This window comes from Aeromonas sp. QDB62 (genome assembly GCF_027705695.1).
Classification (GTDB): domain Bacteria; phylum Pseudomonadota; class Gammaproteobacteria; order Enterobacterales; family Aeromonadaceae; genus Aeromonas; species Aeromonas allosaccharophila.
Genome location: NZ_JAPDCD010000002.1, coordinates 152,655 through 172,491 on the forward strand (window position 1 = coordinate 152,655; position 19,837 = coordinate 172,491).

Annotated in this window: 13 protein-coding genes and 1 pseudogene; 6 read left to right on the forward strand and 8 right to left on the reverse strand. The window is 62.8% G+C overall.

The window, feature by feature from the left end:
- Position 1: 1 nt before the first annotated feature.
- Positions 2-502, reverse strand: coding sequence for a thiol peroxidase (gene tpx, locus OKC27_RS01815; protein WP_182938741.1), 501 nt, complete (start codon positions 500-502; stop codon positions 2-4).
- A gap of 186 nt (positions 503-688) precedes the next feature.
- On the opposite strand from tpx, the gene OKC27_RS01820 reads away from it, so the two are divergent.
- The gene (locus OKC27_RS01820; protein ID WP_182938740.1) at positions 689-3,142 is read left to right on the forward strand and encodes a zinc/cadmium/mercury/lead-transporting ATPase; all 2,454 of its coding nucleotides are present in this window, start codon (positions 689-691) and stop codon (positions 3,140-3,142) included.
- A gap of 212 nt (positions 3,143-3,354) precedes the next feature.
- On the opposite strand, the pseudogene pulA reads toward OKC27_RS01820, so the two are convergent.
- Positions 3,355-7,021: pseudogene (gene pulA / locus OKC27_RS01825) on the reverse strand (pullulanase-type alpha-1,6-glucosidase).
- A 262-nt stretch (positions 7,022-7,283) separates the two neighbouring features.
- Here pulA and OKC27_RS01830 point away from each other — a divergent pair.
- Positions 7,284-7,697, forward strand: coding sequence for a hypothetical protein (locus tag OKC27_RS01830; protein ID WP_270805891.1), 414 nt, complete (start codon positions 7,284-7,286; stop codon positions 7,695-7,697).
- 56 nt (positions 7,698-7,753) lie between these two features.
- Here the strand turns inward: OKC27_RS01830 and dmeF are convergent, their stop codons facing one another.
- The gene (dmeF, locus tag OKC27_RS01835; RefSeq protein WP_270805892.1) at positions 7,754-8,734 is read right to left on the reverse strand and encodes a CDF family Co(II)/Ni(II) efflux transporter DmeF; all 981 of its coding nucleotides are present in this window, start codon (positions 8,732-8,734) and stop codon (positions 7,754-7,756) included.
- Positions 8,735-8,805: 71 nt separating this feature from the next.
- On the opposite strand from dmeF, the gene OKC27_RS01840 reads away from it, so the two are divergent.
- The 3 genes from OKC27_RS01840 (at position 8,806) to OKC27_RS01850 (ending at position 11,411) form a co-directional block, all read left to right on the forward strand.
- Positions 8,806-9,081, forward strand: coding sequence for a metal/formaldehyde-sensitive transcriptional repressor (locus OKC27_RS01840; RefSeq protein WP_270805893.1), 276 nt, complete (start codon positions 8,806-8,808; stop codon positions 9,079-9,081).
- A gap of 140 nt (positions 9,082-9,221) precedes the next feature.
- Positions 9,222-10,418: an amino acid aminotransferase gene (locus OKC27_RS01845; protein WP_182938737.1), complete on the forward strand. Its 1,197-nt coding sequence runs from the start codon at positions 9,222-9,224 to the stop codon at positions 10,416-10,418.
- A 60-nt stretch (positions 10,419-10,478) separates the two neighbouring features.
- Entirely contained in the window at positions 10,479-11,411 is a 933-nt protein-coding gene (locus OKC27_RS01850) for a LysR family transcriptional regulator (protein ID WP_182938736.1), read from the forward strand.
- Between the two features lie 63 nt (positions 11,412-11,474).
- On the opposite strand, the gene OKC27_RS01855 is transcribed toward OKC27_RS01850, so the two are convergent.
- From OKC27_RS01855 to OKC27_RS01870, 4 genes are all read right to left on the reverse strand, one after another.
- Positions 11,475-11,798, reverse strand: a complete 324-nt coding sequence (locus OKC27_RS01855) for a DUF1820 family protein (protein ID WP_042059647.1) — start codon at positions 11,796-11,798, stop codon at positions 11,475-11,477.
- Between the two features lie 138 nt (positions 11,799-11,936).
- A complete protein-coding gene (locus OKC27_RS01860; RefSeq protein WP_182938735.1) occupies positions 11,937-12,839 on the reverse strand; it encodes a YjjW family glycine radical enzyme activase in 903 nt (300 codons plus the stop codon).
- A 10-nt stretch (positions 12,840-12,849) separates the two neighbouring features.
- Positions 12,850-14,376 carry a YjjI family glycine radical enzyme gene (locus tag OKC27_RS01865; RefSeq protein ID WP_182938734.1) on the reverse strand — a complete coding sequence of 509 codons (1,527 nt, stop codon included), beginning with the start codon at positions 14,374-14,376 and terminating at the stop codon, positions 12,850-12,852.
- Between the two features lie 164 nt (positions 14,377-14,540).
- A complete protein-coding gene (locus OKC27_RS01870) occupies positions 14,541-15,017 on the reverse strand; it encodes a L,D-transpeptidase family protein (protein WP_042059638.1) in 477 nt (158 codons plus the stop codon).
- Between the two features lie 279 nt (positions 15,018-15,296).
- Here OKC27_RS01870 and OKC27_RS01875 point away from each other — a divergent pair, with 279 nt between their 5' ends.
- Positions 15,297-18,479, forward strand: coding sequence for a S41 family peptidase (locus OKC27_RS01875; protein ID WP_270805894.1), 3,183 nt, complete (start codon positions 15,297-15,299; stop codon positions 18,477-18,479).
- Between the two features lie 15 nt (positions 18,480-18,494).
- On the opposite strand, the gene OKC27_RS01880 is transcribed toward OKC27_RS01875, so the two are convergent.
- Positions 18,495-19,793, reverse strand: coding sequence for a ferredoxin reductase family protein (locus OKC27_RS01880; RefSeq protein WP_182938732.1), 1,299 nt, complete (start codon positions 19,791-19,793; stop codon positions 18,495-18,497).
- Positions 19,794-19,837: the final 44 nt, after the last annotated feature.

A 19,837-nucleotide genomic window follows, 5' to 3' on the forward strand; every position in this document is an offset into this window, starting at 1 on the left:
CTTACAGCACGGCCAGCGCGGCGGCGTAGTTCGGCTCGTCGGCCACTTCGGCGACCAGCTCGCTGTGCAGCACCTTGTTGTCACCATCCAACACCACGATGGCGCGAGCGGTCAGCCCGACCAGCGGGCCGGAGGAGAAGGCAACGCCGTAATCTTCCATGAAGGTCGCACCGCGCAGGGTGGAGAGGGTCACCACCTTGTCCAGACCTTCGGCGCCGCAGAAGCGGGACTGGGCGAACGGCAGATCGGCGGAGATGCACAGCACAACGGTGTTATCCAGCGCGCTGGCCTGCTCGTTGAACTTGCGCACTGAGGTGGCGCAGGTCGGGGTATCGACGCTCGGGAAGATGTTCAGGATTTTGCGCTGACCGGCAAAGCTTGCCAGGGTCACATCGGAGAGATCCTTGGCCACCAGGGAGAAGGGCTTGGCTTGCTCACCGGCGACCGGGAAGTGACCCGCGACGGAAACCGGGTTGCCTTGCAGAGTGACTGAGTTGCTCATGTGTTATGTCCTTTTTATTGGTGTAGTAAAAATCTGTGCCCCAGTATAAGCCTGTCACGACCTCACAAACACCCGACAACATCAGGGGAATAAAAGGGGTTGACCTTGGACTTAACACCAAGGTTTAGACTCCCCCTCAGTAATCAGGGATCTCGCAGGGGCGGGATCCATCAAGAGGGACTCATCATGAGCAAATCCTGCTGCAATCATCAGCACGCCGCCCCCATCAAGGCCGTCAGCAAGGCGGCCTCCGGCCAGAGTGAACATCACCACGATAGCCACTGCTGCGACAACGCTACGCCCGTCAGTGGCGGTTCAGCCACATCGCCTCATGAGCACGCATCCCGTGACGGCAATGAATCCCCCGGGGATGATGAGCCTCCCCGAGGAGGTTGCCACGATCAAGCGTGCTGCAGTGCCCCCTTATCGTCGGCTCACGATCATGAACATGATCACGATATGCCACCTGCCGACCCGCTGGTTGCGCCAGAGCAAGGCAACAGCCGCCACAGCTGGCAGGTGCTGGGGATGGACTGCCCCAGCTGCGCTCGCAAGATCGAGACCGCCGTCAGCCGGGTGAGCGGCGTGCAGCAGGCGCGCGTGTTGTTTGCCACCGAGAAGCTGGTTGTGGATCTGGCCCCCGGCCTCTCCCCCGATCCCGTCACCGCCGCCGTACTGGCCGCCGGTTTCCAGCTCAAGGGGGAAAGCGCTGGCAAGCAGGCCGCTGGCCGCGAGCAAGCTTCACAACCGACCCTGCTGGGCAATCTGTTTGGCAAGGCGCTCGGCAACTTTTTGGGCAAATACTGGCAGCCCCTGTCACTGGCGGGTCTGATGCTGGTCGCCGCTCTGCTACCGAGCGAAATCGGTAAGCCGCTGTTTACCCTGGCGACCCTGTGGGGTCTGTGGCCTATCTCCCGCAAGGCGTGGGCGCTGACCAAAAGCGGCTCCCCCTTCGCCATCGAGACCCTGATGACGGTGGCAGCGCTGGGCGCCCTGTTCCTCGGTGAAACCGCCGAAGCGGCCATGGTGCTGCTGCTCTTTATGCTGGGGGAACATCTGGAGGCCTACGCCGCCGGACGCGCCCGGGCCGGGGTGACCGCTCTGATGGCGCTGGTGCCCGACAAGGCGCTGCGCATCCGTACCACTGCCGAGGGCGAGGTGCGGGAAGAGGTAGCTGCCGATCAGCTGCGTCCCGGCGATATCATCGAAATCGCCCCGGGTGCCCGCTTGGCCGCCGATGCCCGTCTGCTCGATGAGCTCGGTGGGTTTGACGAGAGCGCCCTGACTGGCGAATCCATTCCGGTGGAACGCCGCCAGGGTGACAAGGTGCCGGCCGGCAGTCTGGCGGCCGATCGGGTACTACGTCTTGAAGTCGTCTCCGAGCCCGGCAACAACGCCATCGACCGCATTCTGCACCTCATCGAGGAGGCCGAAAGCCAGCGCGCCCCCATCGAGCGCTTTATCGACCGCTTCAGCCGCTGGTACACCCCGGCCATGATGCTGGTTGCCCTGCTGGTGGTGCTGGTGCCGCCCCTTGTCTTTGGCCAGAGCTGGGATGAGTGGATCTATCGCGGCCTGGCGCTGCTGCTGATCGGTTGCCCCTGCGCGCTGGTCATCTCCACCCCGGCAGCGGTTACCTCGGCACTGGCGGCGGCCACCCGTCAGGGGGCTCTGATCAAAGGTGGTGCCGCGCTGGAGCGACTGGCTCATATCGATACCGTGGCGTTTGACAAGACCGGCACCCTGACTCTGGGCAAGCCGCAACTGACCGAGCTGGTGAGCCTTAATGGCCAGCCGGAAACCGAACTGCTGGCACTGGCGGCTGCCATCGAGCAGGGTTCCCACCACCCGCTGGCCCGCGCCGTGGTCGCCAACGCGACCGAACAGGGGCTTACGCTGGCCGACGCCCGCGACCTGCGTGCCCTGCCGGGCATGGGGGTTGAGGGGCGTATCGATGGCGAGCTGTGGCAACTGCTGGCACCGAGCCGGGTAGCGACCCTGAATGCGGAACAGCAGACCCGGATTGGTACGCTGGAGCAGCAGGGCAAAACTGTCGTGGTGCTCTGCCAGAGCCGCGGCGACCAGGCGCTGCCGGTCGCCCTGCTGGCGCTGCGGGATCAGATCCGGCCAGAGGCGGCGGCTGCGCTGCAAGAGCTTAATCGGCTCGGGCTCAACAGCATCATGCTGACCGGGGACAACCCCCGTGCCGCCGAGGCGATCGCCACCGAGCTGGGCATGGGCTGGCGTGCCGGTCTGCTGCCGGAGAACAAGGTGGAAGAGATCGCCAAGCTGGCCAGCTCGCAGAAAGTCGCGATGATCGGCGATGGCATCAACGATGCCCCTGCCATGAAGCGGGCCAGCATCGGCATCGCCATGGGGGGCGGCACCGACGTGGCGCTGGAGACCGCCGATGCGGCGCTGACCCATAACCAGCTCGGTGGCATCGCCGCGATGATCCGGTTGTCGCGGGCGGCACTGGCCAATATTCACCAGAATATCGCGCTGGCGCTGGGACTGAAGGCTATCTTCCTGGTTACCAGTCTGCTCGGCATCACCGGCCTGTGGATTGCGGTGCTGGCCGATACCGGCGCCACCGCGCTGGTGACCGCCAACGCCTTGCGGCTGCTGCGCAAGCGCTGATCCGGACAAGGTAGCCAATACCTATCATCCAGAAGCCGTCCCCAACCTGGACGGCTTTTCTCTTTCTATGCAAGCGACTCACCCGACAAAGAAAAAGCGCGCCTGCCGGTCGGCAGTCGCGCTTTGCTTACTCTCTCGGAGTTATCCCACCCTTGGCAAGGTGGAATTCAACCCGGGGACGCCGAGCCATCCCCCGGGCTCAATGGGTTTGCCTATGGCGTTGCCTCAGCCACGCTGACGCTCAGGGTCGGCTTCTCCTTGTTCATCGCGGTAAAGACAAACTTGTAGTTGCCTGCCTTGCTCAGGGTCATACCAACGTTATCACCCCCTTTGCACAAGGTAAGAGGGGCTGAAATGGTCAGCACGTCGCTCGGCGCACACTTGCCGTAGTTGATCGCCCCCCAGTTGGCATCGGCAATCTTGAGCGTCGCCTCACCCAGTTGCCCTTCGGCCACTGGGGTGGTCAGCTCATACATATAGTTGCCGCTAAACGCCATCTGATTGACCGGATCCCACTGGCCAAGGAAACCGCGAATAAAAATATCGGTTTTCCCGAACGGGGGCAGCGTGCTCAGGTCGGTCTTCTTGCTCACCGGCAGGCCCAGGCCTTGCTCGCCAGACTGTGGCTTGATGAACACCGCTGCCGACCAGGCTCCCAGGGTCAGGGTACCGCCATTGGCGACGGCATCGCGGGCAATACTGTTGCTGGCATGGTGGGCCGGGCTCAACCGCAGGCTGGTCAGATCGATAGTCTGATCGTTACCGTCACGGAAATCGCCGATACTCTGGCTCTGATTGGTGGCGTTGATCATCACCACCAGACCGTCGATAGCCGGATCCAGATCCGCTCCGGCATTGACGCCATCATCCACCGTCATCACGATCAGGCCCGGCACCTGATCCGGCCCGGTATTGCGGAAATCGACCCGCTTGATCACCTCGGCCCCGCTTCCAAGACGCAGCAGACGCGATGATTTGCGCAGCTCCGCCAGCTCCTGATAGAAGCTCACCATGGTCGCCATGTCGGCACCGCTCGGTTTGACATGCTGGCCCAGCACCTGCTCGATCAACGGATAGTTGTCGCCATCCTTGTCCTTGCGCGGCAACCCCTTGTCAAAGTTGTTGTCGGCCAGGGTGTAGTCGACCTTGTTGTACCAGTCGCCCGAGTCATAGCTGTCCCGCTCCATGGACTTGGAACGCAGCAGCTCGACACCGGCGTGGGTGAAGGGGATACCCTGCCCCAGCATGGCGGTGGCGAGCGATACCCCCTGCATCCGCACCAGATCGGCTCCGGCAGGTGCCTTGTAGATCAGGTTGTCGAACAGGGTCTGGTTGTCGTGCTTGTCGACATAGTTCTGCACTTCCACCGGATCCTGGGCATAACCGGCAGGTTGACCGTTGTAGTCGATCTCGGCGCCTTTCTTCGGCATGCCATCCTTGTCGGTCAGCACGAACTCCTTGAGGTTACCCGCCATGCCGAGGCGCACCAGATCGGACTGGTGCAAGGCCGTTGCCAGCTCCACCTTGCTCATTTCGTTAGGCTCGGCGAAGGCGCCGTTGCCAAAGCCCTGGGTTTCACGAATGGCATCTTTACTATCAAACGGACTGCCACCACGCACCGCATCACGCAAGCGGTCGGAGAAGGAGCCGATGCCGGTACCGCCCAGATGCTTCTGGGTCGCCTGCACGAAGCGCTTGTCATCCTGCACCTCGCCGAAGTTCCACCCCTCGCCGTAGAAGTACATCTCGGGATTGACCTTCTTCACCGCGGCCAGCGCCTGCACCATCTGATCTTTCGGGTGGTGGCCCATCAGGTCAAAGCGGAAGGCGTCGATCTTGTAGTCGCGCGCCCAGGTCACCAGCGAGTCATCCATCAGCTTGGCGAACATGGCATGTTCCGGCGCCGTGTTGGAGCAGCAGGTGGAGTTCTCGACCGAGCCGGTCTCCGGATTGAGGCGCTGATAGTACCAGGGCACGATCTTGTCGAGCACCGACTTGGGCCCCAATCCGGATTCGTTGGTGTGGTTGTAGACCACGTCCATCACCACGTTCATGCCGATGTTCTGCTTGATGGCCTTGACCATCTCGCGGAACTCCAGAATACGTTTGGTCCCCTCGGCGTTGGTGGCGTAGGAGCCTTCCGGCGTGGTGTAGTGGTAGGGATCATAACCCCAGTTGAAGGAGTCGACGCCGCGCAGGTAGCCGGAGAGCTCCTGCACCTGCGGATTATCCTTGCCGTCGCCTGACTTGAGAGCATCCAGCACCTGGCCGACAGTCTGGCCGCCACCGCAGTAGGTGCCAAATTGGGATGTTTTCACATCCGGATTGACCTGACAAAGCTTGCTGAAGTCATCGCCGAGATTGGCCACCTTGGCCGGATCCTCGTTGACGGTGGCGATATCGAACACCGGCAGCAGGTGCAGGTGGCTGACGCCGCTTTTTGCCAGCGCTTTCAGATGGTTGACCGGTACAGAATCGGGTTGGGTCAAACCAACAAATTTGCCGCGCTTCTCTTCATCGGTGGAGGCGTCGTTACCGGTCAGGTCACGAACATGGGCCTCATAGATGGTGATGTCGGCAGGGTTCTGCTGGCTGTGGGGCGCCTTGAGGCTATCCCACCCTTCCGGTTTCAGCGCAGGATCGTCGAGATCCACCACCTGACTGAACTCGGAGTTCATCGCCAGACTCAAGGAGTAGGGGTCGGTCACCTCGTAGTGCTCAACCTTGCGGCTCAGCGGGTGGTAGACCTCCATGTCGTAGCGGTAGAACTGGCCGACCAGCTCGCTGCCCCCTTCGTAACTCCAGCTGCCGCTGGCGCTGTCGAAGGTCATCGCCACTTCACCACTCTTCTGGTGGCTGGCATTGTAGAAGGCCAGCTTGACCGACTTGGCGGTCGGCGCCCAGAGGCGGAAGGTCACCCGGTTGCCCTCCACCACGGCGCCATAGCTCAGCTTGGTCGCCTCGGGAGCATAGAGCGCATCGAGGGCTCCGGCGCTCTGCACCAGGGTCGCCCCCTGCAGGATACCGTCAGCATCGGTGCCGATAGCCACCAGTTCGCCCTTGAGCAGGGGCTTGAGATCTTTCCCGGCAGTCAGGGCAAAGGCGGCTGCATCCTTGAGGTGCGGATACTTGGCCTGCTGCTCGGCAGTGAGACTGGTCGCGGTCAGAGTGATATAGGGGAAATCGAACACCCCATCGGCATTGGCCTTGATGGTGCCCGAGTCGGTGTAATAGAGGCGCACGTGGGGCTTGTCCTTGCCCCCTTGCCAGATCAGGGTATTGCCATCGATCAGATGGGCGCTGGCACCCGCCACCCCGAAGGCGGCGGTAAAGGCCTCGGCGCGGCTGCCAAACAGATCTTTCTTGCCCGCGACGATGGCCACGGTGCGATCCGGGTGCTCACTGAAGATCACCTTCATGTCGCTACCGGTCAGGTTGGCCAGATCACCGTTGCGGGCAATGAAGTTGATGCACCCTTCCACCTTGCTGAGCGGTACGACCCAGGCCGGACCAAAGCTGTCGGCGGTGGCTGGCGTCTTGCTCTTATCATCCCACCCGGTATTCAGCAGCGGTAGCGTTGCAGGCATCTTTGTTCCAAAGATGCAGGCTGTGGCTGTCAAAGGGCGTTTTGGCCCCTTTGGCTGCCGACTGGGTATCCACCAGTGCAATGACCACCTGATTGTCGCCGGCAACCAGCAACTCTTTCGGGGGATCCATCTTGGGCAGACGGGCAACAGGCCCATCGGTGACTTCAGGCGTAGGCGGTGTAGGGGGGACGGGTTTCACACCGGAGGGATCAGAGCTGTTGTCATTACAGCCAGACAAAAGCGCGAACAGTGAGGCTGTTACCAGCGCCACTTTGGTCTTTTTCATATCCATATTTTTATAATTCCCGCTGTAGTTAGTCTCGATAGTCGAGCACCCGGTCATTGCCAGGCGGTGCCATATTAATCAGCGGCAATCGATTCAAATGTGAGCGGAAGGGCAAAAAAACCATCCAGTTTCAACAAGATAACGTTTTCAGATTGAAACTTCGATCCGGCTCACAGACCTCGCGGCCATTTGGCCTCATATCTGGAAAACGGCAGTCACGGGGTCAGAAAAGCAATGTCTGATCAAGTGGATAGACAAGGAGTAAACAATGAAACGGATTGAAGAGCAGGCACAACGACTCGATCAGGAGTATCAGGCGATCGGGCAGCTGTTCGACCAGTTCTGCCAGCAGGCGGGCGCCCTGGCCGAGCAGTATCACTTCTTCAACTGGCCCGATTATGAAGACTCGCCCCCGCTGAACCGCGCCTTCACCCTGCTGGGGGAACCCCGCGAGTTGCGGCTGCGCTGTCAGCCCGGTGAGCGCTCAGCCCTTCATGGCCTGATCCAGGTGGTCTCGGAGGATGGCACTATCGATGCCAGCCTCGGGTTTCGCGCCGATGGCCAGCTGCTGCTGGAGTCGGGCAAGCTGCTGGACAACCCGCCCGGACTGCTGCTCAAGCTGCTGCTCGGCGCAGTGTGGCAACACAAGCCCCAGGAGGAGATCACCGGGCAACCGCACTGACATCAGGGAGCCAACGGCACTGAAACCAAGGGGGCCAACGGCCCCCGCTATTTATCCTATGCGCTGGCGATCTCGATGGTCACATGCACCAGCTCTTCATGGATCGCCAGCCGCTCGCGGATCTGCTGCGCCGGCAGCGGATTGACCATCAGCACAGAGAGCACACAGGCATACTGCTGCTGCCCTACCCGCCAGACGTGCAGATCACGGATATCGGTGCCCGGCAGCTCGGCGATGACCTCGCGGATCTCCGCCACCAGCGGGGTATCCATCTCGGCATCCAGCAGCACCCGACCTGAGTCGCGCAGCAGACCCCAGGCCCATACCGCTACCAGTCCGGCGCCGACTATGCCCATCAGCGGATCGAGCCAATCAGCCCCCCACAGCATGCCCCCCACCAGCGCCAGGATCGCCAGCACGGAAGTGGCTGCATCCGCCAGTACGTGGATATAGGCGGCGCGCAGGTTGAGATCCTGATGACCGTGGTGATCATCATGGTCATGATGATGATCGTGGTCATGATGATGATCGTGGTCGTGATGATCATGATGGTGGTCATGCCCATGGCCGTGGTGGTGATGACCATGATCATCCTTGAGCAGCCAGGCACAGGCGAGGTTCACCAGCAGCCCAACCAGCGCGATGGCGATCGCCTGTTGATAGTGGATCGGGCTGGGATCGAGCAGCCGGAACACCGACTCGAACAGCATCAACCCGGCCACCCCCACCAGCAACAGGGCGCTGGTGAAGCCCCCCAGTACCTCGATCTTCCAGGTGCCGAAGCTGAATCTGTGGTCGCGAGCAAAGTGGCGGGCAGCGCGATAGGCCAGCACCGAGAGACCGAGCGCCAGCGCGTGGGAGCTCATGTGCCAGCCATCCGCCAGCAGTGCCATGGAGTTGTAGAACCAGCCGCCGCCGATCTCCGCCACCATCATGATGACGGTCAGCAATACGGCCCAGCGGGTCTTCTGTTCGGCCAGCGGATTGCCCTGGTGGATGACGGGTTGATGGCAGTGGGATTGAGCGAGGGATGACATGGATTTCTCCTGAGAGCGACGATGCAATATACTATACCCCAGTATAGTTTTATCGATCGAGAGGATCCGTCATGTCCCACACCATTCACGACAAAAAGAAGCTGCTGACACGGGTGCGCCGCATCAAGGGACAGACCGGTGCGCTGGAGAGCGCGCTGGAGCAGGAGAGCGACTGCGCCGCCATTTTGCAGCAGATCGCCGCCATCCGCGGCGCCGTCAACGGCTTGATGCTGGAGGTGCTGGAGGGACATATGCGCGAGCATCTCGGCGCCGCCGATGCCACCCCGACCGAGCGATTGGAGGATCTGGATCAGGTGGTCAGCGTCCTGCGATCCTATTTGAAGTGATCAAGGTGGCACTGCCTGCCAGTGGCACCATCCCTTCAGGCTCGACTAGCGTCGGGCTTGAGCCACCGTCAGCTTTGCGCCATGATGTCCAGCCCGGCTGACCGCCGGTTTTACTGGACAGTCAATTTCAAGGATCCCCCATGTTTGAACACGTCGATGCCTATGCTGGCGACCCCATCCTGACGCTAGTCGAGACCTTCCACAAAGACACCCGCGAGCAGAAGGTGAACCTGGGGATCGGCCTCTATTACGACGAGCAGGGGCGCATTCCGCTGCTGCCGTCGGTGCAGCAGGCCGAAGCCCAGCGCGCCGCCGCCCCTGCCCCGCGCCCCTACCAGCCGATGGAAGGCGCCGCCAACTACCGCACCGCAGTGCAACACCTGCTGTTTGGTGCCGACCATGAAGCGGTCAAGGCGGGACGTATCGCCACCATCCAGACCATCGGCGGCTCAGGCGCGCTGAAGATCGGCGCCGATCTGCTCAAGCGCTACTTCCCGACCTCCGAGGTATGGGTCAGCAACCCGACCTGGGACAACCACAAGGCGATGTTCGAGGGGGCCGGCATCAAGGTGCACGACTACCCCTACTACGATGCGGCCACCGGCGGCGTACAGTTCGATGCAATGATCGACTGCCTGAGCGTCCTGCCAGCAAAAAGCATCGTGCTGCTGCACCCCTGCTGCCACAACCCGACCGGGGTGGATCTCTCCCGCGCCCAGTGGGATCGGGTGATCGCGCTGGTGGTCGAGAAGAATCTCATTCCTTTCATGGACATCGCCTATCAGGGCTTCGGCGACGGGCTGGAAGAGGATGCCTATGCCATTCGCGCCATGGTGGCTGCGGGGGTCAGCTTCTTCGTCAGCAACTCGTTTTCCAAGAACCTCTCCTTCTACGGCGAGCGCTGCGGCGGCCTGTCGGTCATCTGCAAAGATGCCGAAGAGGCAAGCCGGGTACTGGGCCAGATGAAGGCCACCGTGCGTCGCAACTACTCCAGCCCGCCCACCCACGGTGGCCAGATCACCGCGGCGGTGATGAGCCAGCCGGAGCTGCACGCCCTGTGGGTTGACGAGGTGACCGGGATGCGCACCCGCATCAAGGCGATGCGCGAGAAGCTGTTCGAGGTGCTGAGCGCCAAGGTGCCGGGCCGTGATTTCAGCTACTTCATCAACCAGCGCGGCATGTTCAGCTACACCGGCTTCACGCCGGAGCAAGTTGATCGCCTGCGCGAGGAGTTCGCCGTCTATCTGGTGCGCTCCGGTCGCATGTGCGTGGCGGGCCTCAACAGCCGCAACGTCGACTACGTGGCCGATGCCATGGCCGCGGTGCTCCAGGGCTAATCCGCACCAGCCCCGCTTCGGCGGGGCTTTTTGTCTGTTTCATTCGCTTGTGGAGTCTTTATGGATCTGATCGCTCTCTCTCGGCTGGGAGGTCGCCATCTGGTCACCCTGCACCTGCTGCTCGACAACCAGAGCGTCACCCGCACCGCCGAGCGGCTCTGCACCACCCCCTCCACCGTCAGCAAGACCCTCAACCAGCTGCGGGATCTGCTGGGGGATCAACTGCTCTATCGCCAGGGCAACCAGCTGCTGCTCACCCCCATGGCAGAGCGGCTGGCCCCGACCCTGCACCGGCTGCTGGGGGAGCTGAACGGCCTCACCCGCCAGAACGCCTTCAACCCGCAGCAGTGGCAGGGCAGCTTGCGACTGGGGTTGCGCGAGAGCGTGATGACCTGGCCGGTGGGCCCCATTCTGGGTCAGCTGATGAAAGAGGTGCCGGGCATGGTGCCGGAGATCTGGAACAAGGATGAGCAGGGGCTGGAGGCGCTGGCAGCGGGCAAACTCGACTTCGTGATCCTGCCACATGACCAGAGCCAGCCATTGCCGCGCCAGCCGGGGCTGGTGTGGGAGACCCTGCGGGAAGAAAAACTGGTCTGCCTGCTGCGCAAAGATCACCCGGCGCTGGCCAAGCCCTGGGATCTCGATGCCTACCTGAGCTGGCGCCATATCGCCATCCGGGATCAGGAGCTGGCCAACCCCTTCTTCGAGCAGAGCCTGGCCCAGCAGCAGGTACGTCGCCAGATTGGCGCCACCCTGCCCGATTTTGCCAGCGCGGCGGCCCTGCTGCCCCAGACCGACCTGATCCTCACCGCCATCGGTGGCTGGGCAGCCTGCATGGCCAATCAGCCGGATCTGGTACTGCGTCCGGCACCGTTCGATTACGGTAAGGTGAGCCACAGTCTGGTCTGGTATGGCCCGGCCGGAGACGGTTCGGCCCGTCACTGGTTCCGCCAGCGGATCCTGCAACTGGGTCGCGAATTGATTGAGCCCTGAGCCGGGCGACAGAGAGAAGAAGTTGATGTTTCGCCGCGGCGAAACATCAACGGCATTGAGGGATCAGGGGCGTTTGGTATAGATGGGGCTGGGGAAGGAGGCGACGTTGCTGCCCAGCTCCGTGATGCGAGCCGCCCCCTGCTTTCTGACCTGATCGATGCGCAGCACCTGATGCATGGGGATCAGGGTGTGGCGCACATCGGCAAATTCGCTCTTTAGCTTCTCGTGGCCGGGATCGACGATAAGCGCCGTGTGGTTGTCCCAGACAAAGTCGGCAATCTCGATAAAACCGAACAGCGAGCCCTGATTGACTTCGCGCACATACACTTCGTAGCGCTCGCTGTGGCAAATAAACTGAACCCGATATAACGCCTTGCTTTCACTCATGATTATCTGTCATTGAGGGGGAAGAAGATGGCCATTATTCTAGCCGCCGTTCTCGCCCCCTCCAATAGACAGAAATCACAGTTACGGCCTTTCCATACCGCTCCTCACGCCATAACGGTCACCGGATGACGCAGCCACTCAGCGCATCAGGGCTGGCAGTGAGACCGGCCCCAATCCTGCTGCGCGCAAGCGGCTGGCCAGCTGTTCCAGCTCGGTTTGGCTAGCCTCTGGCCATTGCGCCGCCTCCCCACGTACTCCGTGGTGGCGAAAGCCGTTGAGGCGAATGGGCACAGGCCCAAGCCGCTGCAAAAACGTGGCGAGATCTGCGTCCAGCTCACCATTCGCATCCAGAAAATCGCTCTTGCCCGGCACGTGGAGCAGCCGCAGTTCCGTCAGCTTGCCGTGGCTTGCCAGCAGTTGCAGCGACCCCAGTACCCGCTCGCGACCATAGCCGGTCAGCGAGTGATGCACCGAGTCGCGCCACCCCTTGAGATCGAGCATGGCGCCGTCGAGCACCGGCAGCAGCCGCTGCCAGCCGGTTTCGGCCAGCGAGCCGTTACTGTCGAGCAGGCAAGTGAGATGGGTCAGATCCGGCGCGCCCTTGATGGCGGCAAACAGCGCAACCACGAAGGGGAGCTGGGTGGTCGCCTCACCACCGGAGACGGTAATTCCGCTCAGCAGCGGGCCGTAGCGACGCAGCAGGACCAGCACCTCGGCCACCGTCATGGTGGCGGTCTTGGGATTGGCGCTGCGGGGGCAGGCATCCAGACAAGCATCGCAATCGGTGCAGAGCGCCGCCTGCCAGCGCACGTTGCGTTTGCCAGGGGGGGCCTCATCCAGAGAGAGGGCACCGCTCGGACAGACCGCAAGGCAGTCACCGCAATCGTCGCACAGCCCTATGGTGTGCGGGTTGTGGCAGCCGGGGCAGCGAAAGTTGCAACCCTGCAGAAACAGCACCAGCCGGTTGCCCGGCCCGTCGACACAGGAGAACGGCAGCACCCTGCTTACCAGGGCGCTGCGTGTTGGCAAAACATCAGCCATCAGGGCGAACTCAATACTCGCCGATGGTCGATTCGTGGGCGACCACTCGCGGTGCCCGCTGCCGGATGGCGGTCACTTCACTCGCCTCGGCACCGAGACAGGTGGTCTGCAACCGCGACCCTTCTTCTGCGAAGCGAGCCACGTCGCTCTTGCGGATCATGTAGCCGGTCACCCGCACCAGATCGCTGTCGGCCACGTTGGCGGTGAACTCGCGCATACCGATGGCGAGCGCCCCTTTGCAGAGCTGCAGCAGTGCCTGCGGGTTCTGGCGGATGGTGGGATCCAGGGTCAGGATCTCGCTGATCCCCGAATGGTAATAAGTGTGGTGCGGTGCCAGTGCCAGCACATGGCTGGCCGGATCCGGCTCATGCCCGTAGGGAATGCGCACCCCGGGGGTCACCGCCACATCGATGCTGAGGCCACCCTGTGAGTGCAGCAGGGCGCGACCACCCCAGGCATGGGTTTGCGGCGTCGCAGTGACATATTCCGAGAGCTGGGCCGAGATGCGATAGCCAAGCTGGTTCGCCTCCTCGCCGTGGCCGTAGCGATCCGGCAGGTTCTCTTTATCCATCAGGATATTGACCGCTTCCGCCATGCCGTAGATACCGAACATGGGGACGAAACGATCCTCATCCAGCAGCCCCTCTTTCACCAGGAAGCTGTCGAAGAAACCGGACTCCTGATGCAGGAAAGCGGCTCGCGCCTCGATCAACTGGGAGGCCAGGCGGCAGTAGTGGGGCAGCAGGCAGCCGAGGAAATCATCGATCCCCTGACACTGCTCGGCGACCCGCTTGAGGGAGATGCGCACCAGGGTGTTGGCGCCACCGGCCTGCGGCAGGGCGTTGTAGCAGCTGACGATGCCAAAACCACGCTGGTCGAAGGTATCGCGGTGGATCGGGTAGTTGGCGATGTGCGGCTTGCTGCACTCGGCGATGTTCTTCACCGCTTGCAGCAGCAGGCTGTCCGGGGTCTGCTCCGGATCGTGGAAGAAGGTGAGGTTCGGTGCCACCTGCTTGAGCTCGTTGTCGATGCGCAGGATCAGGCGGCAGATGCGGTTGTCATCCGGCCCGATGTTGACGTGCATGAAGGCGTCCGGCAGCACCCTGTCCAGATAGACCCAGAACCCCTTCAGCTTGCGATAGAGGGTCTCGTCATCCAGTTCGCCGACGAACGGCAGCAACAGATGGTCGAGCCGACCCAGCCAGACCGGCATGCCGGTAACGGAGGGGACATGGTGATAGAGGATGCGCAGGGCGTTGAGCGCCTCGTCGAAATCCTGCGGCGCCGCCAGCTCCAGCCAGGCAGAGCCCTGACTCAGGAATTTTTCATAGTCCGGCAGCACATAGCGCGGCTTGTAGGGGGCATGCCCTTCGAACATGTCGCAGATAAATCCCAGCTCCATCGCCTCGGCGACTGCGGCAGGCAGGTCGGGGTAGGGCAACGCATTCTCGGCGGCCAGCGCCAGCGCATGGCTCTTCTGGGCAGCAGAGAGATGGGGATCGCGCACGATGCGCTGACAGGTTTCGGTCAAAGACATGGGACACTCCTTCACGGACAGAGCCCATATCCTCACCGTTTGCAGGCTTTTTTTGAAGTGACATTCACAACAATACGAATGTCTCAAAAAGACATCCGCAATAGACGATCACACCCCAAACAGAACGGGGGCCTTGTCTGCCGACAAGGCCCCCGTTGTGCGGATCAGGGCTCGATGATGATGGGCGTGCCCGGTTCGATGGCGCTCCACACCTCGTCCAGCTCGTGGTTGAGCATGGCGATACAGCCGTTGGTCCAGTTGGAGGGCTGAACCCTGCGGTTGCCAATGCTGTTGCGCTGGCCGTGGATCATGATCATGCCACCCGGACGCACACCCAGCTCATTGGCTCGCTTGATGTCATCCAGGTTCGGATAGTTGATATGGATGGCTTTGTAGTAGCCGGAATTGGTCTTCTTGTAATCGAGGGTGTAGCGCCCTTCCGGCGTACGCTGATCCCCTTCCTGCTGCTTGTGCCCCTTGGGCGCCGGGCCCAGTGCAATCCAGTAGCGTTTCACCTCTTTGCCATCCTTCATCAGGGTCAGGCTATAGGTCGACTTCTTGACTATCACCATGTCGGCAGACAGGTTGGCAAAACTCAGTGCGGGCCAAAGCCCCAACAAACACAGTAATACGGCTCTCATTCCATCCCTCGACAAGCCTCTGGTGCGGGCTTTTCTTGTTACCAGATCATCTGAACTATGCCCGCCGAGCGGCGAGCGAGCGCCATGATATTGGATCGCCATCAATACTCAATATGCCCGGTAAAACATATCTTGCAACTGCGGCGACACCGGCCCTGAGCGCCGTCATCTGACATTGGTAATTAACAGTTAAAACAACAAGATACAAAATATTATCGCGCTGGCACCCGGGGCAATGATCGGCGAAGATAACACTCCACTCCCCGACAGGTTTATGCCATGCGATCTTCGTGCCGCCTCGCCACCCTGCTGTTCTCTTCGCTACTGTGCTCGCCGCTGCTGCTCTGGCTGCCCGCCAGTGTTGCCGCCGATGCTCTCTGGCTGCGCGAGCCTGCCCTCTCCCCCGATGGCAAGCAGCTTGCCTTCACCTGGCAGGGGCGCATTTTTGTCGCCAGTGCCGAGGGCGGCCCCGCTACAGCGCTCACCGGCAGCGACTACCTGAGCCAGCGGCCAGTCTGGTCGCCGGATGGCAAACGGCTCGCCTTTGCCGCCAATCTCTACGGCAACGAGGATGTGTTCGTGGTACCCGCCAGCGGCGGCGAGATGGTGCGCCTCACCCGCGATTCGCGCACCGATCTGCCGCAAGCCTTCAGCGCCGATGGCAAACGGCTGCTGCTGAGCAGCCAGCGGCCGGGGTCCCCCGATGCCGACCATTTTGTCGCGGAAGGCTACCAATGGGGCGAGCTCTACTGGACTCCGATCAGCGGCGGCACCTTGCAGGCCGATCTGCCGCTGCCTGCGACCCTGGCTCGCCCGCACGGGAAGTTGCTCGCCTATCAGATGCCCGCGGCGGATCAACCCTTTCGCAAGCATCAGCACTCCTTCGCGGTGCCCCGCCTCTGGCTGTTTGATGGCAAGCAGCACAAGCAGCTGACCGAAGATCGGGTCGCCGCCACCGATCCGGTCTGGAGCGACCAGGGGGATACCCTCTTTTACCTGAGCGAGCGCAGCGGCGATTTCAACGTCTGGCGCCGGGATCTCGCCAGTGGCAAGGAGCAGCAGCTGACCCACTATCAGGGCCATCCGGTGCGGGGGCTCAGCGCTTCCCGAGCCGGGGATCTGGTCTGGTCATGGCTGGGTGAACTCTATCGCCTCGATGCCGGTAGCAACGAGCCACGCAAGCTGATCCTCACCCCGCAAGTGGCGAGCGCACCGGATGAGGCGAGCGAGGCCCTGACCCTGGCAGACGAAGCGCTGGTCAGCGAAGAGGCGGACGAGCTGATCCTGGTGAGCGAGGGCAACCTGTTTGCCGTCGACCCCGAGCGGGAGCGGGTGCGCCAGCTAACCCGCGATCCGAGCGAGCAATCCAGCCCCCTCTTCGCCGAGCAGGGGCGCGCCCTCATCTATCTGTCCGAGCAGCGGGGGCACGCCGCCCTCTATCGCCTGCGCAAGGGGGATCCGGATCTGCTGTTCAGCGATCCGGGTACCCTGACCGAGAGCCTGCTGCTGGGCATTCCCGGCAAGGGGATCAGCCGTCCGGTGCTCTCCCCCGACGGCAAGCAGCTCGCCTTCGTGGTGGATGGCCAGGCCATCCATCTGCTGGATCTGGCGAGCAACAAGCAGCGGGAGCTGGTGCCTGCCAGCTTCAACCCGTCGCGCCACGAGGTGCATCTCGCCTTTGCTCCCGACTCCCGCCATCTGGCGATCACCTTCCGCCCCGATGCGGCAGAGCAGGAGATCGCGGTGATCGATACGGCCAATCCCAAGGCCAAACCGGTCAATGTCAGCCTCAACGGCTATCAGGATGGGCAACCTAGCTGGAGTCAGGATGGCGCCATTCTCTACTGGCAATCGACCCGGTTTGGCGCATTGGGGCCCGATGGCGAGCCCCTCGTCACCAACCTGCTCGGCATTTACAGCAGCCGCGCCGCCAGAGCCGATGCGATTGCCGAACTGGAGCCGCCGAAAGGGGGATACGGCTTTGAGAGCGATCGCCTCAACCATCGGGAAGCGCTGCTGTTGCAACCCTCCGGCACCCTGCTCGCCAGCCGCATCATCGGCGACCAGCTGATCTATCTGGTGGAGGAGATGGGGGTCAACAGCGAGAGCGAGATCAAGGGCTACAGCCTGGATCTGCGCAAAGGCAAAACCAGCGAACTGTTTGGTGAACAGCCCGGCCCCGCGCTGGCAAGCCTCAACCAACAAGGCACCCTCGCCACCCTGGTGCGGGATGGGGAGATCACCCGCATCCACCTCGACTCCGGCGAAGCCACCAGCGCCCCCTTCGCCTTGCAGCCCACCGGCCGCTGGCAGGCACGCATGACCGCCGCCTTCGATCAGATCGCCCGGCTCACCCGGGATGAGTTCTATCTGGACGATATGAACGGGGTGAACTGGGACAGCTATGTCGCCGCTTACCGCCGCCTGCTGCCGGGCATCGGCAACCCGCGGGACTTTGGCAACCTGCTGGCGGAGCTGGCTGGTGAGCTCAATGTCTCCCACACCTGGGGCAACGGCCCCGCCCCCTTCCCGCGGATGGCGGACGAGACCGCCAGCCTTGGCGGCTACTGGCAGGATGGCGAGCAAGGAGTGATGCTCACTGCCCTGCTCTCTGGCGGCCCGCTGGATCAGGAGAGCGATATCGCCCCGGGCGCCCGCCTGCTCGCCATCAACGGCAGCCCGATTGCCAATCTGGCCGAGCTGGATCAGGCCCTCAACCATCAGGCCGGTGCTAGGCTCGCCCTCACCTTCCAGCTGGCGGGCAACAAGCAAACTGACGAGGTGGTGCTCACCGCCATCGACAAGCAGCAGGAGTACCAGCTGCAACAGGCTAGCTGGATTGAGAAACGGCGGGAGCAGGTGGCCAGGCTGAGTGGAGGACGGGTCGGCTACGTCTATCTGCCAGCGATGAATAGCGAGGTCTACGATGCGGTGGTGGCGGATGCCCTCGGCAGACAGCGCAATCGCGACGCGCTGATCGTCGATGTCCGCTTCAACAGCGGCGGCTATCTCGCCAATACCCTGGTGGAATTTCTGACCGGCAGTGGCAGCACCAAGGGGATGGCCAGCAGTTGGCCCCGTCAGGGCAAGGGTGAAACCGACGCCGCCACCCGCCAGTGGACCAAGCCGTCGGTGGTGTTGGTGAACGCCGCCAGCTACTCGGAAGGCTCCGCCTTCCCCGAGTACTACCGCGCCCTCAAGGTCGGCCCCATCGTCGGCGATCCGGTGCCCGGCACCGGCACCATGGTCTACAACCACGACTCCCGGCTGATCCCTGGGCTCGCCTACGGCATTCCGACCCTGGGGCTGCGCAAACCGGACGGCACCTTCTACGAAAATCAGGAGCTGATCCCGGACGTTCAGGTGCCACTCACCCCCGCCGACATGGTGGCCGGGCGCGACCCGCAGCTGGAGGCGGCGGTACAAGCCGCCCTCAAGCAACTGCCTGCCAGCGCCAGGTAACGGCGTTCATCGAGCTCAACGAAAGCGAAACAGCTCGCGATGCAGATGCCCGTCCGGCAACAGCCGGGTCAGGGCATCTGCCATCCCCTCCGGCCCACAAAACCACACCTGCTCGGGGGCATCCTGCGCGATGCGGGCCAGATCCAGCCGCCCGGCAGCCTTGTCCAGATGCAGCTGATAGCGCACGCCGGTGCGATGACAGAGCTCGGCCAACCGCCGGTGGTAGACGGCGCCTGCCAGATCCGGCGCACACTGGATCAGGGTGATCCCCTCGCTGCGCTCTCCACGGGCAGCCAACCCCTCCAGCCAGGCCACAAACGGCGTGATGCCGATCCCGGCCCCCAGCCAGAGGGCTCGCCCTCCTCCCTGCGGCGCGACAAAGGCGCCATAGGGCCCGGTCACCACCACCCCATCCCCGGCGCGCGCCTTTGCCACCAGCTGACGGGTATGATCCCCGAGCGCCCGCACCGCGATCACCAGCTGGCGCCGATCCGCTGACACCCGCACCAGGGTAAAGGGGTGCGGCCCCTCCTTGGCGTCAAACTCGAAGAAGGCAAACTGGCCTAGGCGGTAATGGGCGAGCGGCCGCTCCAGCTGCATGGTCAGCTCGCAGGTCTGATCCGCCAGCGCCCGCACCGCAATGACCCGGCCCGGATGGCGATCCCGCGCCCCTACCTGCCCCAACAGGGAGTAGAGGGCGCCAATGGCACCTATCCCGCCGACCAGCCAGATCGACACCCCCACCGGGGTCATGACCCCCACCTGAGGTAACAAGCAGAGCCCGTGACACCAGCCCGCCAGATAGATGAGCGGGGCCAGCCGGTGGATCAGTCGAAAACGGCCATAACTCACCAGCGCCAGCAAACTCAGCACCACCAGCGCGATCAGCAGATAGAAACTCCACTCCCCCAGGGTATTGCCAAGGGCATGGAGCGAGATGCCATTGCCTGCTCCGGCACCCACTTCGGCAGCGCTGGCTCCACGCCGCGCGGGACGACTCAGCCAACCTGCCGAGACCGCCCACTTGGGGGCCTCCACCAGCAGCCAGTGGGCGGTCAGCGCCAATGCACCGCCGATGGCCGTCTGACGGTGCAATCGCAACATCCGATCCAGACCGCCACACCAGAGCTCCAGCTGCGGCAAGCGCAGCGCCAGCAACAGCGAAATCGCCATATAGGTCATCCCCAGCAGGCCGGTCAGCAACAACATCTCATGGCGCCAGGGCCACACCCCGTTGGCATCCCCCGCATAACCCAGCCACCAGACCCCGACCGCCAGCAGTGGCAACAGCCACCAAACCCGTTTATCCGTCATAACATTCTCCCTGGTTCCATCGCTGCAGGGCCTCATCTCCCTGC

Coding starts and splice junctions, on each gene's coding strand:
- tpx (WP_182938741.1), bottom strand. CDS start 502: ATGAGCAACTCAGTCACTCTGCAAGGCAACCCGGTTTCCGTCGCGGGT.
- OKC27_RS01820 (WP_182938740.1), top strand. CDS start 689: ATGAGCAAATCCTGCTGCAATCATCAGCACGCCGCCCCCATCAAGGCC.
- OKC27_RS01830 (WP_270805891.1), top strand. CDS start 7,284: ATGAAACGGATTGAAGAGCAGGCACAACGACTCGATCAGGAGTATCAG.
- dmeF (WP_270805892.1), bottom strand. CDS start 8,734: ATGTCATCCCTCGCTCAATCCCACTGCCATCAACCCGTCATCCACCAG.
- OKC27_RS01840 (WP_270805893.1), top strand. CDS start 8,806: ATGTCCCACACCATTCACGACAAAAAGAAGCTGCTGACACGGGTGCGC.
- OKC27_RS01845 (WP_182938737.1), top strand. CDS start 9,222: ATGTTTGAACACGTCGATGCCTATGCTGGCGACCCCATCCTGACGCTA.
- OKC27_RS01850 (WP_182938736.1), top strand. CDS start 10,479: ATGGATCTGATCGCTCTCTCTCGGCTGGGAGGTCGCCATCTGGTCACC.
- OKC27_RS01855 (WP_042059647.1), bottom strand. CDS start 11,798: ATGAGTGAAAGCAAGGCGTTATATCGGGTTCAGTTTATTTGCCACAGC.
- OKC27_RS01860 (WP_182938735.1), bottom strand. CDS start 12,839: ATGGCTGATGTTTTGCCAACACGCAGCGCCCTGGTAAGCAGGGTGCTG.
- OKC27_RS01865 (WP_182938734.1), bottom strand. CDS start 14,376: ATGTCTTTGACCGAAACCTGTCAGCGCATCGTGCGCGATCCCCATCTC.
- OKC27_RS01870 (WP_042059638.1), bottom strand. CDS start 15,017: ATGAGAGCCGTATTACTGTGTTTGTTGGGGCTTTGGCCCGCACTGAGT.
- OKC27_RS01875 (WP_270805894.1), top strand. CDS start 15,297: ATGCGATCTTCGTGCCGCCTCGCCACCCTGCTGTTCTCTTCGCTACTG.
- OKC27_RS01880 (WP_182938732.1), bottom strand. CDS start 19,793: ATGACGGATAAACGGGTTTGGTGGCTGTTGCCACTGCTGGCGGTCGGG.